Below are 16,781 nucleotides of genomic sequence, written 5' to 3'. Positions count from 1 at the left end.
TCGGCGCGGCAACGACAGGAGGTAGAGCCCTCCGCCCCCGTACTGCCCTATCGACTGCGGAGGCGAGCGGCGACACCGACGGCGGGTCCCGGCACACGAAGCCTGGCCCGCCGTCGTCGCGCATCCCGGCTCCTCCCGGCGGCGTAGATTGCCTACACCCGTGATCGAGGAGGTGCCGTGCTCCGGTTGGTGCTGGGCGCGCTGCGGGCGCGCACCGCGCAGGCGTGGACCGTGTTCGCGCTCGCCGTCCTGCTCGTCACCGCGGCGACCGCCGGTCCGTGGTACGCGGCCGCCGCCGAACGCCGGGCCGCGGCCGCCGACGTCGCCGTCGCGCCGGTCGAGCAGCGCATGCTGTCCGTGCGGCGCCAGCTCGACCCGGACGGCGACGCGCCCGTCGCGCTCACCACCTTCCGCGCCACCGTGGACCGGCTGCTGACCGTCCGCGACGGCGCGCCGGTGCTCGGCATGGCCGTGTCCATGTCGTTCGGCAAGGGCGGCGAGTCCAGCGTCACCGCCGCGTACCGCGACGGCGTGTGTGGGCACCTGCGGATCGAGGGCGACTGCCCGCGGGCGGCCGGCGAGACGATCGTCAGCGGCGCCACCGCCGAGGTGTACGGCCTGCACATCGGCGACACCGTCGTGTTCAGCTCGCAGCCGGGCGCCCCGCAGGAGCAGGCCCGGGTCGTCGGGCGCTACGAGCTCGCCGACCCGGCGGGCGCCTACTGGGCCAACCCGATCTTCCGCCGGGAGGTGGCGGGCAACATCGACCCGTTCTTCCTCGCCGCCGACGCGTTCTCCAGCGGGCGGTTCGTCGACCCGACGTTCGACTACACCACGACGGTGCCCCCGGCGGCCCTCGCCGGAGCGGACCTCGCCGACCAGCTGCGCCGGGCCGACTACACGCTGCGCGGCGCCGGGTACTACCTCATCGCGCCGACCCAGGACCTGCTCGACCGCATCGCCGCCGACCGGGCCGCGATCCGCCGCGGCGTGCTCACCGGTGCCCTGCAGGCGGTGATCCTGTGCTGGTTCGCGCTCGGGCTCGCCGGCCGGCACACCGCCGGGGACCGGCGCGGTGACATCGCCCTGTTGAAACTGCGCGGCAGCACCAGGCGGCGGGTGCTTCGCCTGGCCGCCGGACAGCATCTGGTCCCGTTGTTCCTCGCGCTGCCGGTTGGGTACGGAATAGGCCCCCTCCTCGCCCGTACCCTGGCCGGAGTGGTGCCGGCCGAGGAGTCGGGTGCCGTCTGGCGCTCGTGCCTCGTCGCCGCCGCCGTGGCACTCGCCGGCGGTGCCGCCGCCCTGATCGGCGCCGAGCTGCCGGTGCTGCGGGCGCCGGTCGCGCTGCTGCTGCGCGAGGTGCCGGGCCGCCGGCGCGGCTGGCGGCGCGGCGCCGTCGACGCGGTGCTCGTGGTCCTCGCCGCCGTCGGCGCGTTCCAGCTCGGCCGCAACGGCTTCGCCGCCGCCGTCCCGGTCCTGGTCGCGGTCGTCCTCGCCGTCCCGCTCGCCCGGCTCCTCGGGGCCGCCGCGGACCGGGCCGGCGCGGGCGCGCTCCGGGCCGGGCGGCTGCGGCTCGGGCTCACCGCGGTGCAGGTCTCCCGCCGGCCGGGCGCCGACCGGGTCTTCGCCGTCGTCGCCGTCGCGGTCGCCGGGCTCACCGCCGCCACCGCCGCCCAGGCCGCCGGCGACACCGCCCGCGCCGACCGCAGCGGCCAGGAGCTCGGCGCGGCCCGGGTGCTCAGCGTGCAGGTCGCCAACCCGACGGCGCTGCTGCGCGCGGTCCGCGAGGCCGACCCCGGCGGCCGCTACGCGATGGCCGCCGTCGTCGACGACACCGCCCGCCCGGCGATCCTGGCCGTGGACGCGGCCCGGCTCGGTGCCGTCGGCCGCTGGCTGCCCGCGTACGGGCCGCTGCCGTCGCTGACCGCTGGGGATGCCCCGCCGGCCACGGTCTCCGCGGGGCAGCTCGTCCTGCGGGCCCGCAATGCCGGTGAGCGACCGATGGCGCTGGCCGTGCACCTCCAGGACATCGCGGACGGGTCGCTGCTGACGGTCGCGTTCGGGCCGGTCCCCGCCGGTGAGCACGAGGTCACCGCGGCGGTCGAGGGCTGCGCCGGCGGCTGCCGGGTCACCCGGCTCGATCTGGTCCGCGCCGGCGCCGGTGACTCGCTCACCGTGCAGGCGCTGCGGCAGGCGGACCGGGCCGTGTTCGACAGCGCCGCGCTCGGCGATCCCAGGCTGTGGCGGGGTTCGGCGAAGGGACCGGCGATGTCGGTGGTCGCCCGGCAGGGCACGCTCACGCTCGCGCAGGCGCCGCCGCCGTACCGCGGCGACAGCAGCGCGTTCCCGATGGCGGCCGGCCTGCCGCTGCCCGTCGTCGTCGCCGGTGCCGTGCCCGACGGGTGGCGCCTCGGCGACCCGTCCGTGGACGTGTTCGGCAGCGGCGCCGTCCCGGTCCGGATCGCCGGCACCACGGCTGTGCTGCCCAGCGTCGGGACCTCGGGGATCCTGCTCGACCTCGACGCCGCCCAGCGGCTCGGCACCGGCGGCGGCGGTCGCACCGAGGTGTGGCTGGCACCCGGCGCGCCCGCCTCCGTCGTCGCCGGGCTCACCGCCGCCGGGCTGGTGGTCCTCGGCGACGACACGGTCAGCGCCCGCGCCGACCGGCTCGCCGGGCAGGGCCCCGCCGTCGCGACCCGGCTGCAGCTGATCACCGCCGGGCTCGGCCTGCTCGCCGCGGCGGCCGCCCTCGCCGTCGCGGTCGTCGTGGAGCGCCGCCGGCGCCTCACCGAGCTGCGCGCCCTGCGGCGGCAGGGGCTGCCGGCCCGGGCCGCGGTCACCGCCGGCCGGGCCGGCTACGCCGCGGTCGTCGTCCTCGGCGCCGCGGCCGGGCTCCTCGCCGCCGTCGTCGCGCGCCTGGTGAGCGGGCCGCCGGGCCGGCCGTTCGTCGACGACTGGCAGGTGCTGCCGGCGCCGCCCGCGCTGCCACCGGCGGCGCTCGGCGCGGCGGTGGGTGCCGCGGTGTGCGTGCTCGGCCTGACCTGGTGGCTGGCCGCACTGCCGCTGGCCCGCCAGGTCGCCGGCACCGCACCCAGTGTGTTTGCGGGCGACGGTTCAGGTTCGGAAACGGGTGGGAGGGCGGCGCGATGACGTCGTTGGTGTTGAGCATGCTGCGGGCCCGGCGCGGGCAGGCGGTCACCCTCGCGCTCCTCGCCCTGTTCGCGGTCGCCGCCGCGGTCGCCGCGCCCGCCTACCTGCAGGCCGTCGACCGGGCCGCCGTCGCCGGGCTGGTAGCCACCGCCACCCCAGCCGAGCGGTCCCTGACCGTCCGCGCCGCCGTCAACGAGCAGCGGGAGCCCGGCGGGGTCTCGTTCGCCGACGTCGGCGGCGCGCTCGTCGCGCTGCCCGGGTTCACGCAGGTGTACGCCGAGGAGTTCCCCGCCATCGGCATCGAACCCGACCCGGCGGTGGCGTCGCGGCTGCTGTTCCGGCAGGGCGCCTGCGCCCACCTCACCATCGTCACCGGCCGGTGCCTCGCCGCCGCCGGTGAGGTCGTCGTGGGGGAGCGGACCGCGGCCCGGCTCCACCTCGCCGCCGGCGACCTCATCACCCTGACGTTCGCCTACATCAGCACCGACCCGACCCGGCCGTTCTACGTCGCCGACGGCGACGCCACCCCGCTGACCGTCGCCGGCACGTACCGCACCCCGGACCCCGACGGACCGTACTGGGGCGAGCACGAGTACTTCCGCCTCGACCACACCGGACAGCCCGGCGAGCCGGTCTTCACCGCCGCCGAGACGGTCCGCACCATGTCACACGGCCCGAGCGACGTGTCCATCGACGCGACCGCCGGCCCCGGCACCATCACCGCGTCGACCGTCGACGCCGTGCGCCGCGACCTCGCCGGCCTCGACACCCGCGGTGAGCGCCTCGGCCGTGCGATCACGCTCAGCTCCGCCATCCCGCAGCTGCTCGACCGCATCGACCGCAGCCGTGACCTCGCCCGGCGCAGCATCCCCGTCGGGGCCGCGCCGCTGCTGCTGCTCGCGTACGCCGTCATCTTCATCGCCGCCGACTACGGCACCGAGGGCCGGCGACCCGAGCTCGCGGTCGTCGCGCTGCGCGGCGCCCGCTGGTGGACCCGCTGGTGGCTCACCATCGGCGAGAGCCTCGTCGCGCTGCTCGCCGGTGGCCTCGCCGGCTGCGTCGCCGGCCAGCTGCTCGTCGCCGCCGTCGTCGCCTGGCGCCTCCCCGGCGTCGACGCGCCCGTGCTCAGCCTCGACGCGCTGCGGTGGGCGCCGTGGGCGCTGCTCGGCGCCGTCGCGGCCATGCTGCTCGCCCAGCGGCGGCACCTGGTCAGCAGCGTCGTGGACCTGATGCGGCGGGTCCGGGCCCAGCTGACCGGCTGGCGCCTGATCACCGCCGAGATCGTGGTCGGGCTCCTCGCCGTCACCGCCACCGCCCAGCTGTTCCTCACCGGCGGCACCCTGTCCGGGGTCGCCCTCCTCGCGCCGGCGCTCGTCATCATCGCCCTCGCCGTGGCCGCCGCACGCGCCGTCGTCCCACTCGCCCGCCTGGCCGGGGACCGGGCGCTGCGGCGGGGGCGGCTCGGGGCCGCGCTCGCCGCGTTCCAGCTGGCCCGCCGCCCCGGCGCGCAGCGGCTGCTGCTGCTTCTCGTCGCCGCCGTCGGGGTGCTCGGCTACGCGGTGACCGCCGCCGACGTCGCCGCCCGCGACCGGGACCTCGCCGCCCGGATCGGCACCGGCGCGCCGCGGGTGCTCGACGTCGCCCCGCTCACCCGTTCGCAGCTGCTACACGCGGTGCGGGCGGCCGACCCCGACGGCGCCTACGCGATGGCCGTCGCCTCGCTGCCCGCCGGCGGGCCGGGCGAGGCACCGAAGCTCGCCGTCGACGCGACCCGCCTCGCGACCGCCGCCACCTGGCTCGACGAGTACGGCGACCTCGACGCGGGCACCGTCGGCCGGCGGCTGCGCCCGACCGCCCCGCAACCCGTCGTCATCGCCGGCCGGGACGTGTCCGTCGACGTCACCGTCAAGGGCGCCGTCGCCGACAAGCCGATCGGTTTCAGCGTCGTGCTGTCGTCCGTCAGCGGCCGCGGCACGGCCACCGTCGGCTTCGGCGTGCTCCACGACGGCCCGTACACCTTCCAGCAACGCTCGGCCGTCTGCGCCGACGGCTGCCGGCTCGCCGGCGTGCACTTCACCCCGGACACCACCGCCACCGGCGTCAAGCTCACCGTCGTGCTGCGCGGCATCGGCAGCATCAACCCGCCAGCGGTCGCCGCGGGCGGCGCCGACCTCGCCGAACCGGCCCGCTGGCGCTCCACCGGCGCGACCCTCACCGCCGCGCCCGACGGGCTCCGGATCACCCTCGACGCCCCCGACGGCCTGCCGCACGGCGCCTGGGTCCAGGCCGCCGACGCCCCCACCCCGCTGCCCGTGGTGAGCACCGCCGCGCTGCCCGGGACGCTCGCCGGCCTGGACGGCGCACCGGTCGAGGTGCACCCCGTCGGCCGCCTCACCGCCGTGCCCCGCCTCGGCACCCACGGGACGCTGGTCGACCTCGAGTACGCCGACCGCGCCGCCACCGACGCCGGCGAGGCCCGGCACCCACAGGTGTGGCTCGGCCCCGGCGCACCCCCGGACGTCCTGGACCGGCTGACCGCGCAGGGCCTCATCGTCACCGGCGACACCGGCGTGGCGGACCTCGCGGCCCGGCTCGCCGTCCAGGGCCCGGCACTCGCCGTCTGGTTCCACATCCTGTCCGGGGTCCTCGCCCTCGTCCTCGGCGCCGGCGGCCTCGCCCTCGTCATCGCCGTCGACCGCCGGGAACGCCTCGCCGACCTCGCCGCGCTGCGGGCCCAGGGCCTGGGCCGCCGGGCCGCGGCGCGGACGCTGCTGTGGACGTATCCGGTGCTGGTCGCCACGTCCGGGGTGCTGGGCCTGGCCACGGCGCTGATCGCGTGGCGGTTGACGGGCTGGGCGCTGCCGGTGTTCGGCGAGGACCTGCCGGCCCTGCCGTTGCCGCACTGGCCGGGCCCGCTGCTCGTGCCGGCGACCTGGCTCCTGGCGGTCCTGTCGCTGATGGCGGTCGCGCTCGCCACGGGCCGCCCCCGCGCCGCCACCCCACCCACCCCGGCGGCCGCGGCCCCGCGCGCCTGACCCGCCGCCCACATCGCTCCGGCGAGCATCGCGGCGCCGGTGTGCGGCGGCCGGCTTCTGCGTTGCCGGTGTGCGGCGCCCGGCTCCTGCGTTGCCGTGTGCGGCGGCCGGCTCCCTGCGTTGCCGTGTGCGGCGGCCCGCCCCTGCCGTGCCGCCGATGGCCCGCGTCCACCCGAACCCAGATCGCCCCGGGATGTTCCGGCAGCGTCCAGAGACGGGACGACGGGCCAGGACCTACCCGGATATCGCGCGGTGATCGGCGAGGACGCCCGCGATGACCGCGACCGCCTGCCGGGACCTCGCGCTGTCGCCCGGTCCGAGCCGGGTCGTGAACCATGCGTCGTCCGCCGCCACCGCCCGGATCGCCTCGAGCGCCAGCTGGATCAGGTCATCGCCCGGTGCCGTGACCGCCGCGGCGGCGACCTCCTCGTCGAAGTCCATCTGCGGGATCCCGTCGATCCGTGCCCCGCCCGGGCGACCAGCGCGGCCCCGGCGACGACCTCGGTGTTATCGACCGGCTCGAACGGGCCGTCGGGATGCCGGGGGCCACCCAGGAACACCGCGCGAAGGTTGTCGAGGCGCTCCTCCCGCGTCAGCTCCGCAGAGAGTTCGAGCAGGTCCTGCGCGGTGTCACTGTCGAACGGCCCGGAGTTGTACCTCGCCACGGCGGCCTCCCGCGCCGAGGTTACCGCCGGTCGGGGAGGCGGGACAGGAGGTTCTCGCCCCAGGGGAAGTCAGTGTCGCCGATCAGGGCGTCCGCCGCGGTGCGTTCCGCGGCGGCGTCCTCGACCCGGCCCTGGGTGTTGAGGACCGCGGCGGCGCGAAGCCTGGCCTCGCCCTCGCGGATGCGGTCGCCGAGGCGGGCGTAGCGGGCGGTGGCGTCGCGGTAGTGGGTGAGCGCGGCGTCGAGGTCGCCGCGGCGTTCGGCGATCTGGCCGAGCCCCAGCAGCGCACTACCGACCCCGGCGCCGGTGCCGACGCGCTCGGCGAGGATGCGCATCTGGGTGAAGCCGCGTTCGGCGTCGTCCCAGCGGCCGTCGCCCTCGGCGGTCCAGGCGAGCTCCTGGTGGTAGTACGCGAGGAGGTAGTCGTCGCCGGCGCGGGTGGCGATGCCGGGGACCTCGGCGATGACCGCGTCGGACTCCTCGCGGCGGCCGGCGAAACGGTATGCCAGGCCCAGCGCCAGGAGCACCCAGCCGGCCTGCACGGTCTCGGCGGCGGGCAGCAGCTCGCGGGCGCGTTCCATCATCGGGAGGCTGAGCTCGTGGCGGTGGAAGTTGTTGTACAGGGTGCCGAGCGCGGTGCGTACCTCGACCTCCTCCTCGACCCGGCCGAGCTCGACGAACAGCTCCAGCGCCCGCAGCAGCGCCGCCTCCGACTCGGCGAACCGGTGCAGGTCCCGCAGGACCTCGCCGCGGCGGCGGACGGACTGGGCGATCTCCCACTGGTCGCCGGTGGCCTCGGCGAGCGCGAGGGCCTCGTCCGCGGGCGCCATCGCGCGCTGGACCTCCCCCGCGATCATCAGCGAGTGCGACATCCAGCGGACCGAACGGATCCGGCGGATCCGGTCGTCGCCGGCGGCCTCGGCCGCGGCGGACCACATGGCGTAACGGTCGAACGGGTCGGTGACGTCCGGGTGCACGACGTCGACCAGCGCCAGCACCGCGGCGTGCCGGCCCGCCGAGACGCCCTCGGCGAGCACGGCGGGCAACCCCACGACGTCCTCGGTCCGGTGCGTGCGCAGCCAGGTGAGCAGGCGCTCCGACGCGTCCGCGTGCTCCTGGGCGGTCAGGGTCTCGGTCGCGAACAGGCGCAGCAGGTCATGCAGGTGGAACCGGTCCGGTCCGGGCGACTCGATCAGGAACGCGTCGACGAGCCGGTCCATGGCCGCCTCGGCTCGCGGCAGGTCGACGCCGGCCCGGATCGCCGCGGCGGCAAGTGTGAACACCTGGCCGGGGTGCGAGCCGGCCCGGCGGAACACCAGACGGTCCACTTCGGACAGCTCGGCGTACGCGGCCTGGAACGTCGAGCGGACCGCCAGGTCGCCCTGCCGCAGCTCGTCCAGGCGCCGGTGCTCACCGGCGAGCCGCTCCGCGAGGGCCGACGGCGTCCACTGTGGACGAGCGCGGAGCCGGCCGGCGACGATGAGGACCGCGAGCGGCAGCCCGGCACAGGCGGCGACCAGCGCCCGCGCGCCCGCCGGGTCGCGGCGGACGGTCTCGTCACCCGCGACGCGGGCGATGAGCTCGACGGCCGCTGCTTCCGGGAGCGCTGCCACGGGTACACCATGCGCATTGGCGACACCGGTCAGCTGCCGCCGGCTGGTGACGATCGTGGCGCACCGGGACCCGCCCGGCAGGAGCGCGGCCACGTGCGCGGCGTCGCGGGCGTCGTCGAGCAGGACCAGCACCGCGCGGTCGGCGACGGCGGACCGGAACCGGGCGGCGAGCTCCTCGGTGCCGCCCCGCCGCTCGTCCTCGGGCACGCCGAGCGCGGTCAGGAACCGGACCAGGACCGCCTCGGGCGCGACCGGCTCCGTGGACGCGCCGCGCAGGGTCGCGAACAGCTGCCCGTCGGGGAACCGGGCCCGCACCGCGTGCGCGGCGCCGAGCGCGAGGGACGTCTTGCCGGTGCCGGGCGCGGCGGCGAGGGTGACGACCGGGGACCCGCCGCTCAGCACCCGGACGATCTCGGCGACCTCGGCGTCCCGGCCGAAGAGCGGGGTCGCCGCGGGCAGCTCCGCGGGCACGGGGTGCGGCGGTGGGTCCTGCCCCGGCGGCGGCCCGGGCGGCGGTGGCAGCGCCGGCGGCGTCGACTGCTGCCAGAACGCCAGCGCGGCACCGGCCACGCCGAGGACCCCGACGGCCGGCCAGGCCAGCCACGACACCTCGTCCAGCGGGGCCGGCAGCGTCCCGCCGGTGGCGACGTTGACGGCGACCGCCAGCAGCACCGAGAAGAGGCCGGACACGACCGCCAGCAGCACGCCCAACCTCGTCCGCATGCAGCGATCTTCGCCGATCCGGCGCCGGGTCACCAACCCGGCGTCGTTCCGGTGCCGCGTCACCGAGCCCCGAGCCGTTCCGGTACCGGGTCACCAACCCCGGCGGAGGTCCGGTGCCGTGTCACCAACCCAGGGCGTCGTTCCGGTGCCGCGTCGCCGACCCGAGCGTCGTTCCGGTGCCGCGTCGCCGACCCGAGCGTCGTTCCGGTGCCGGGTCACCAACCCCGGCGGAGGGAGACGGACTCGGCGAGGCGGATCAGGTCGTCGTCGGTGAGCGCGGCGATCGCCGGGTCGACCGCCGGGGTCGGGGTGCGCACCTCGACGTAGCCGGGCACGACCAGGATCACCTCGGTCTCGGTCCGGTCCAGCCAGCCGATCTGCCCGCGGACCGTGACCCGGCGCCCGTTCGCGGTCGGGGTGCTCGCCGCGTCCCGCGCCTGCACGCACCGCGGCGTGTGCTGGTTGTCCCCGGTCCGCGGGCACCACGCCTCGATGTTCGTGCCCGCCTGCACCAGGACGTAGTCGCGGGGCATCAGCCCGAACCGGATCGGCCGGTCCAGCTCCATCGGCCGCTCGACGAGCCCGCGCGCCACCTGCCGGGCGGTGGCGCAGGCGACGCCGGGCGTGACGCCCTTCGCCCGGGCGCGCACGCTGAGCCGCAGCCGGCCGTCCTGCCACAGCAGCTGGCACGACTGCTCGCCCTGCTGCTCGTCGACGCGCTCATACTCGGCGGCGCTGTGCCCGAGCACGTCGACCGGCGGCCCGGTCGGCGGCACCACCGCCGAGGACGGGTCGATGACCGGCGGCTTGGTGCTGGTGCGCAGCTCCACGGCGAGGACGCCGCCGGCGCCGCCACCGAAGTCGTAGTCGACCACCCACACCCCCTCGGCGAGGTTGGCGTCCACGTATGTCCTGGTGACCACCGCCTCCGGCAGCCACGTCGGGGTGACCGGCAGCGTCACGTGGGTGTCGCCGGCCGCGACGAGCGCGTCCCGGCGCGGCCCGTCGGCCCCGCCGGCGAGCACCGGCACGGCCACGGCGGCGGCGATCACGGCGAGGGCCGCCGCGGCCCATCGCTGCCGGGTCCGCCGCCGGTGCACCGGGATGCCGCGCAGGATCCGGCCGGTGGTCCGGTCCGCGTCGGGCGCGAACGGCTCCCGCTCCGTGAACATCTCCCGCAGCTCGTCGTCGATCATCGTGCATCACCTGTCCGGTGGGTCAGCGGGACGCCCCGCTCCGCCCCGTCGCGCAGGGTGGCGAGCGCCCGGGAGATCTGGGACCGCACGGTGCTGACCGAGCAGCCCAGCACGTCGGCGATCGCGGCGTCGTCGAGGTCCTCGTAGAACCGCAGCACCACCGCGGCCCGTTGCCTGGGCGGCAGCGCGGTCAGGCGTTGCCACAGCTCGTGGCGTACCGCCGACGACTCCGCCGGATCGGGCACGCTCTCGCGCTCCGGCACGTCCGCGACCGGCACCGCCCGCCGGAACCAGCCGCCGCGCCGCCAGCCGAGGTAGGTGTTGGTGACCATGCGCTTGACGTACCGGTCGGGCAGGTCGGCGCGCTGCACCCGCCGCCAGTGCAGGTGGGCGCGGACCATCGTCTCCTGCACCACGTCCTCGGCCAGGTGCGGGTCGCCGGTGAGCATGAGCGCATAGCGCAGCAGCGCCGGCAGCCGCAGCGCGAGGTAGGCCTCGAACGTCACCTTCTCCAGATGCGGGCTCCCCCACCGGACATTGCATCCCCGATGGAATTTCTGCCGGCGCTCACGAAGGGCGGAGCAGCTCGGCGACGTCGCGGGCGCGGGACGGGGTGCCGCCGGAGTCGGCGGTCCACACCTCGGACAGGACGGCCTTGACGAAGCCCCAGGCGGCGAGGCGGTCCACCGGCTCGCCCAGCGCCGCCGACAGCTGCCGCAGCCGGGCCGGGACGAGGGCGGTGAGCGCCGGGTCGCGGTCGCCGGGGTCGGGGTTGAACAGGATCGAGCCGATCTCGTAGCCGGGGTCGCCGACCAGGCCGTGCGGGTCGATCACCAGCCACGGGTCGCGGGTGCCGCGCAGCACGTTGTCGTGGTGCAGGTCGCCGTGCAGGACCGCCTCGCGGGTCGCCGTCGCGCACAGGAACCGCATGGCGGCCGCCGCCGGGCCGACCAGGTCGGCGGGGACGGCGCCGCGGTGCCCGTCCAGGGCCGAGACCTGCGACAGCACCGTCGGCAGCCCAGCGACCGGCGGCACGTGCAGGCGGCGCATCAGGCCCGCCAGGACCTCGGTCGCCTCGGGATCGCGGTCCGGGACGAGGTCGCGGAGCCGGTCGCCGGGGGACACCTGCTCCAGGAGCAGGGCGCCGCGGTCGGGGTCGGCGCGCAGCAGGCGGGCGGCGCCGCGGCCGTCGAACGCGGCGAGGGCGGCGGCCTCGACCGACAGCTCGAAGCCGACCTTCAGCACCGCCCGGGTGCCGTCGGCGCACCGCACGGCCGCGACGTAGTGGAACGTCAGGTCATACGGCGGGCCGAGGACGAGGTCCCAGTCCGCGGCGAGGCCGGCGAGCAGGTCGGGCAGGTCGGCGAGCCAGCGTTCACCGGCCGCGCCCCACGCGCCGGCGACGTTGCGCCGCAGCGCCGTCAGGATGCGAACCACGCTCGCAGCTGCGCGGCCGCCTGGGCCAGGGCGACGCGGCTCTCGTCGACGCTCCCGGCCATCGCGAAGAAGCCGTGGGACATGCCGTCGTAGCGGGCGAGGGTGACCGGGACGGCGTCGTCGGCGAGCCGCTTCGCGTAGCGTTCGCCCTGGTCGCGCAGCGGGTCGTATTCGGCGGTGATGATCAGCGCCGGGGGCAGGCCCTTGAGGGTCTCCGCGCGCAGCGGCGACGCCAGGGGGTTCTCGGCGTCGTCGGGGTCGATCAGGTAGTGCCGGCGGTACCAGGCGACGGAGTGGTGGTTGAACTGGAACGGGTCGTCGTTGGCGCGCATGGACTCGTCGTCGGCGAGCTGGTCGGTGTTGGGGTAGACGAGCAGCTGCCCGGCGAGCGCGAGGTCGCCGGCCTCCTGCGCGATCAGCGTCACCCCGGCGGCGAGGTTGCCGCCGGCGCTGTCACCGCCGACCGCGATGCGGGCCGGGTCCGCGCCGAGCTCGGCGGCGCTGTCGGCGACCCAGCGGACCGCGGCGTAGCAGTCCTCGATCGACGCGGGGAACGGATGCTCGGGCGCGAGCCGGTAGCCGGGGACGACGACCAGGCAGCCGGCGCTGTTGGCGAGCGTGCGGGCGATGCCGTCGGCGGTGTCGATGGTACCCAGGACCCAGCCGCCGCCGAAGAAGTAGACCAGCACCGGCAACGGGCGGTCACCGCTCGGGCGGTACACCCGGACCTGCAGCTGACCGTCGGGTCCGGCGATCCAGTGGTCGGTGACGTCCTCGACCGGCTCGGGCGTGCCGCCGGCGGCCTTGATGGAGGCGAGGTCGGCGGCCCGGGCGGCCTCGAGGGTCATCGAGTACAGCGGGGCGACGCCGTCGCGTTCGCGCTGGTTGCGCATCGCCTGCAGCTGCGGGTCGAGTGGCATCTCTAGGCTCCCTGGATCTCACGGGACAGGCGGCGGATCATCTCCGCCGCGGCGATGGCGTGGCTGCGACCGTTGCCGTGCAGGCCGTCGGCGCCGGTGAGGGCGTCACCGGTGCCGATCGCCGGGTGCGTGGCGAGGTCGACGTGGATCGTGCCGAGGGTCTCGGCGAGTGCGGTGGTGCGCCGGCCGAGCATGCTCATTCTGCGGGAGAACGCCGGGCCGAGCCAGGCCGGCATCGACGGGTAGGCCGGCATGACGAACAGCGACACGGTGACGACCCGGGCGCCGGCCGCCTGCAACGGGCGGATCAGCGCGGCCAGCGTCGCGTCGACGGCGTCGGCGCGGGCCTCGTAGCCGGGGCGCATCGCGTCGTTGGCGCCGCAGATCACCAGCGCCAGGTCGGGGCGGAACGCCAGCGCCGGACCCAGCTGGGTCGCCAGGACCTCGGCGGCGCGCAGGTTGCGCACGCCGAGGTTGCGGTGCGCGAGGCCGGGCCGGTGCCGGGCCAGCTCCACCCGCACCCGGTCCGGGAACGCGAGAGGGTGGTAGCCGTCGACCGGGTCGGTGAGGCCTTCGGCGACGCTGTCGCCGAGGATCGCGAACCGGTGCCAGGGGTGGCCGTCGAGGAGGGTGTCGGCCTCCCCGGCGGTGAGGCAGAACGGGTCGGACAGCTCGGCGATCAGCATGCTATCGATGGCCATGTAAGACTTTCGGCTCATGTCGATCCTGGCGTGGCACCGATAGGCTACCGCCTATGGAGCGCCGGTGACACGACCTCGGACGGGGCCGGTGTTGACCGCCTCCGACTATCAGCACCTCGCCCGCGACCTCGTCGATCCCGACGTGTGGGACTTCATCGAGGGCGGTGCGGAGTCCGAGCGCACCCTGGCCGCCAACGTCGCCGCGTTCGACCGGGTGCGGCTGCGGCCCCGGGTGCTGACCGACGTGTCCACAGTCGACACCACCGTGTCGCTGTTCGGCGCGGACTTCGCGACCCCGATCGGGGTGGCACCCACCGCGTATCACCGCCTCGTCGACGCCGAGGGCGAGGTCGCCACCGCGCAGGGCGCGGGCGCCGCGGGGGCCCTGTTCGTGGTCAGCGTCTTCGCCAGCCGCACCGTCGAGGACATCGCGAAGGCGTCCACCGGTGGGCTCTGGCTGCACCTGTACTGGCTCAGCCGCCGCGACGTGCTGGCCGACCTGATCCGGCGGGCCGCCGACGCCGGATACCAGGCGCTGCTGCTCACCGTCGACGCGCCCCGGATCGGCCGGCGCTGGCGCGACATGCGCAACGGCTTCGCGATCCCCGGCGACGTCACCGCCGTCAACGTCGACGAGGCGGTCATGGCCGTGACCCACCGCGGCGGCACGGGCCGCTCCGCGATCGCCGAGCACGCCGCCCAGTCCTTCGACCAGACCGTCACCTGGGCGGACCTGGCCTGGCTCCGGTCGCAGACGAGCCTGCCGATCGTGCTCAAGGGCATCCTGACCGCCGAGGACGCGGCCCTGGCGGTCGAGCACGGCGTCGACGGGATCGTGGTGTCCAACCACGGCGGCCGCCAGCTCGACGGCGCCGTCGCCGCCCTCGACGCGCTGCCCGAGGTCGTCGACGCGGTCGCCGGGGCGATGCCGGTGCTGTTCGACGGCGGGGTCCGGCGCGGCACGGACGCGCTCGTCGCCCTCGCGCTCGGCGCCCGCATGGTGCTGCTCGGCCGGCCGCCGTTGTGGGCCCTCGCCGCCGGGGGCGCCGACGGGGTGGCCGGGTTGCTGCAGACGGCGACCGGGGAGCTGGCGCACGCGATGGCGCTGACCGGCCGGCCCCGCCTCGCCGACCTGGACCGGACCGTGCTGTCGTATCGAGTGGGAGGCGAGCGGTGATGGTGGAGCTGCGCAGGGAAGCGTTGCACGTGTCGGTGTCCGACCCGGTGTCCGCCTCGATGAACTTCCTCAACGAGGTCGCCGGCCGGTACCCCGACGCGATCTCGCTCGCCGCGGGGCGCCCGTTCGACGAGTTCCACTCCGTCACCGACATCGACAAACACATCCAGACCTACCTGACGCACCTGCGCGAGCGCGGCCTCAGCGCCGCGCAGAGCCGGTCGCTGCTGACGATGTACGGGCGGACGAACGGTCACGTCGGCGGGCTCATCGCCAGGATGCTGGACGTCGACGAGGACATCCGCGTGCCCGACGAGGCGGTCATGGTGACCACCGGCTGCCAGGAGGCGATGGTCATCGCGCTGCGCGGCCTGTGCGCCGGCCCCGGCGACGTCGTGCTCGCCGCCGAGCCGTGCTACGTCGGGTTCACCGGCGCCGCGCGGATCCTCGGCATCGACGTGGTGCCGGTGCCGGAGTCGGAGGACGGGCTGCGCCCGTCGACGGTCGCCTCGGTGGCGGCCGCGGTCCGGGCCGGCGGCCGCACCCCGAAGGCGCTCTACCTGGTGCCCAACTTCGCCAACCCGTCCGGTGTCTCGCTGCCGGTGGAGACCCGTCGCGAGCTGCTCGACGTCGCCGCCGAGGCGGACCTGCTGATCCTGGAGGACGACCCGTATGGACTGTTCGGCCTCGACGACGAGCCACGGCCGACGCTGAAGTCCCTCGACACGGACCAGCGCGTCATCTACCTCGGTTCGTTCGCCAAGTCCTACTTCCCGGGCGTGCGGGTCGGGTTCCTCGTCGCCGACCAGACCGTCGTCGACGCGGCCGGCCGCCGGACGGTGCTGGCCGAGGAGCTGTCGACGGTCAAGAGCATGATCACTGTCAACACCTCCGCGCTGTCGCAGGCGGTGGTCGGCGGGATGCTGCTGGACAGCGGGTTCAGCCTGCGCGGCGCCAACCAGGCGAAGATCCGCTTCTACCGGCAGAACCTGCAGACCCTCCTGGCCGCGCTTTCGCAGCACTTCAGCGGCACGCCGGTGCGCTGGAACAGCCCCAGCGGCGGGTTCTTCGTCGTCGTGGACGTGCCGGTCGACGCGTCCGAGGAGCTCCTCGAGGTCTCCGCCCAGGAGCACGGGGTGCTGTGGACCCCGATGCGGTTCTTCTATCTCGGTGGCGGCGGCAGCCACCAGATCCGGCTGTCGTGCAGCGCCCTGGAGCCGGCCCAGATCGAGGAGGGCGTCCGCCGCTTCGCGCGTCTCATCGCGGCCGCATGAGCACCGACGTCGTCCAGGTCTGGCTCGCCGACGCGCGGGTGCCGCAGACCGCGCTGCCGGCCATGTTCACCCTGCTGGACGACGAGGAGCGGCGCCGGCACGCGTCGATCGTCCACCCGATCGACCGGCGGCGGTTCGTGGTGGCGCACGCGGTCACCCGCCGCATCGCCGGCGCCGCCCTCGACGCGCCGCCGCAGTCGCTGAGCTGGGCGTACAACCCGAACGGCAAACCGTCCCTGGCCGGCGCGCACACCGGCGTCGAGGTGAACCTGTCCCACTCGGGCGACCTCATCATGGTGGCCGTCTCGCCCCACCGCCCCGTCGGCGTGGACCTGCAACGGGTCGTGCCGACCCTGGACTGCGCGGCGATGGCCCGCCGCTTCTACCCACCCGCCGAGGCCGCCGAGATCGCCGCCGGCGGCGGGCACGAACGCTTCGCCGAGCTGTGGGCACGCAAGGAGTCCCTGGTGAAGGCGGCCGGTGCCCGGCTCACCCGCGGCCTGGCCACCCCGGTCGCCGGCCCCGCGCCCGTGGTGGTCGAGCACGACGGCCCGTTCCGCATCGAGGACCTCGACGCGCCGGAGGGGTTCCGGGCCGCGGTGGCCCTGGCGGGCGACGCCCCGTTCACCGTCACCCGGCACGGATGTTGAACCTCGGTGACGTGGGTGCTCTTCGCCCGTCACGGATCCTGCCGCCGTGATCGAAGGCGTATGCCGGCTGTGATGACGGCCGGGGTGCGACTTCGATCAATCCGCTGTGACCGATCACGCCCGGACGGCGACTATCCATCGGCGAGCCGGTGCGCGCCGGCGTCGAAACGGCGATCTCTCGTCCTCGGCCTCGATCGAAGGAGCGTCGTGGTCGTCCACACGGCCATCCGAAGACTTCGA

12 protein-coding genes are annotated in these 16,781 nt (G+C 75.9%); 5 read left to right on the top strand and 7 right to left on the bottom strand.

Annotated features, from left to right (window positions below):
- The first annotated feature begins 177 nt into the window (after positions 1-177).
- On the top strand, positions 178-3,150 hold the full coding sequence (locus tag Dsi01nite_RS02715) for an ABC transporter permease family protein (protein ID WP_203844372.1): 2,973 nt from the start codon (positions 178-180) through the stop codon (positions 3,148-3,150).
- The gene (locus Dsi01nite_RS02710) at positions 3,147-6,185 is read left to right on the top strand and encodes an FtsX-like permease family protein (RefSeq protein WP_203844371.1); all 3,039 of its coding nucleotides are present in this window, start codon (positions 3,147-3,149) and stop codon (positions 6,183-6,185) included. Before Dsi01nite_RS02715 ends, Dsi01nite_RS02710 begins: the two co-directional genes overlap by 4 nt.
- A gap of 234 nt (positions 6,186-6,419) precedes the next feature.
- On the opposite strand, the gene Dsi01nite_RS02705 is transcribed toward Dsi01nite_RS02710, so the two are convergent.
- The 7 genes from Dsi01nite_RS02705 to Dsi01nite_RS02675 all read right to left on the bottom strand — a co-directional run bounded on the left by Dsi01nite_RS02705 (position 6,420) and on the right by Dsi01nite_RS02675 (position 13,440).
- A complete protein-coding gene (locus Dsi01nite_RS02705; protein ID WP_203844370.1) occupies positions 6,420-6,626 on the bottom strand; it encodes a hypothetical protein in 207 nt (68 codons plus the stop codon).
- A 244-nt stretch (positions 6,627-6,870) separates the two neighbouring features.
- The gene (locus Dsi01nite_RS02700; protein ID WP_203844369.1) at positions 6,871-9,186 is read right to left on the bottom strand and encodes an ATP-binding protein; all 2,316 of its coding nucleotides are present in this window, start codon (positions 9,184-9,186) and stop codon (positions 6,871-6,873) included.
- A gap of 215 nt (positions 9,187-9,401) precedes the next feature.
- On the bottom strand, positions 9,402-10,382 hold the full coding sequence (locus tag Dsi01nite_RS02695; protein WP_203844368.1) for a hypothetical protein: 981 nt from the start codon (positions 10,380-10,382) through the stop codon (positions 9,402-9,404).
- A complete protein-coding gene (locus Dsi01nite_RS02690) occupies positions 10,379-10,888 on the bottom strand; it encodes a SigE family RNA polymerase sigma factor (protein ID WP_203844367.1) in 510 nt (169 codons plus the stop codon). Before Dsi01nite_RS02690 ends, Dsi01nite_RS02695 begins: the two co-directional genes overlap by 4 nt.
- A 61-nt stretch (positions 10,889-10,949) precedes the next feature.
- Positions 10,950-11,819, bottom strand: coding sequence for an aminoglycoside phosphotransferase family protein (locus Dsi01nite_RS02685; RefSeq protein WP_203844366.1), 870 nt, complete (start codon positions 11,817-11,819; stop codon positions 10,950-10,952).
- Positions 11,804-12,739, bottom strand: a complete 936-nt coding sequence (gene lipP1, locus Dsi01nite_RS02680) for a LipP1 family hormone-sensitive lipase (protein WP_203844365.1) — start codon at positions 12,737-12,739, stop codon at positions 11,804-11,806. Before lipP1 ends, Dsi01nite_RS02685 begins: the two co-directional genes overlap by 16 nt.
- Before the next feature lie 2 nt (positions 12,740-12,741).
- Entirely contained in the window at positions 12,742-13,440 is a 699-nt protein-coding gene (locus tag Dsi01nite_RS02675) for an SGNH/GDSL hydrolase family protein (protein ID WP_239135634.1), read from the bottom strand.
- Positions 13,441-13,504: 64 nt separating this feature from the next.
- On the opposite strand from Dsi01nite_RS02675, the gene Dsi01nite_RS02670 reads away from it, so the two are divergent.
- From Dsi01nite_RS02670 to Dsi01nite_RS02660, 3 genes are read left to right on the top strand one after another with little or no spacing between them, the layout of a single operon-like run.
- Positions 13,505-14,617, top strand: a complete 1,113-nt coding sequence (locus Dsi01nite_RS02670) for an alpha-hydroxy acid oxidase (RefSeq protein WP_239135633.1) — start codon at positions 13,505-13,507, stop codon at positions 14,615-14,617.
- Entirely contained in the window at positions 14,617-15,891 is a 1,275-nt protein-coding gene (locus Dsi01nite_RS02665; RefSeq protein ID WP_239135644.1) for an aminotransferase-like domain-containing protein, read from the top strand. The genes Dsi01nite_RS02670 and Dsi01nite_RS02665 overlap by 1 nt, the downstream gene beginning before the upstream one ends.
- Positions 15,888-16,541, top strand: a complete 654-nt coding sequence (locus Dsi01nite_RS02660) for a 4'-phosphopantetheinyl transferase family protein (RefSeq protein WP_203844364.1) — start codon at positions 15,888-15,890, stop codon at positions 16,539-16,541. The genes Dsi01nite_RS02665 and Dsi01nite_RS02660 overlap by 4 nt, the downstream gene beginning before the upstream one ends.
- The last annotated feature ends 240 nt before the right edge of the window (positions 16,542-16,781 follow it).

It is taken from the genome of Dactylosporangium siamense, assembly GCF_016862795.1.
Lineage (GTDB): Bacteria > Actinomycetota > Actinomycetes > Mycobacteriales > Micromonosporaceae > Dactylosporangium > Dactylosporangium siamense.
The sequence above is the reverse complement of the archived record's forward strand: the minus strand, read 5'-3'. Positions and strand labels throughout refer to the sequence as shown.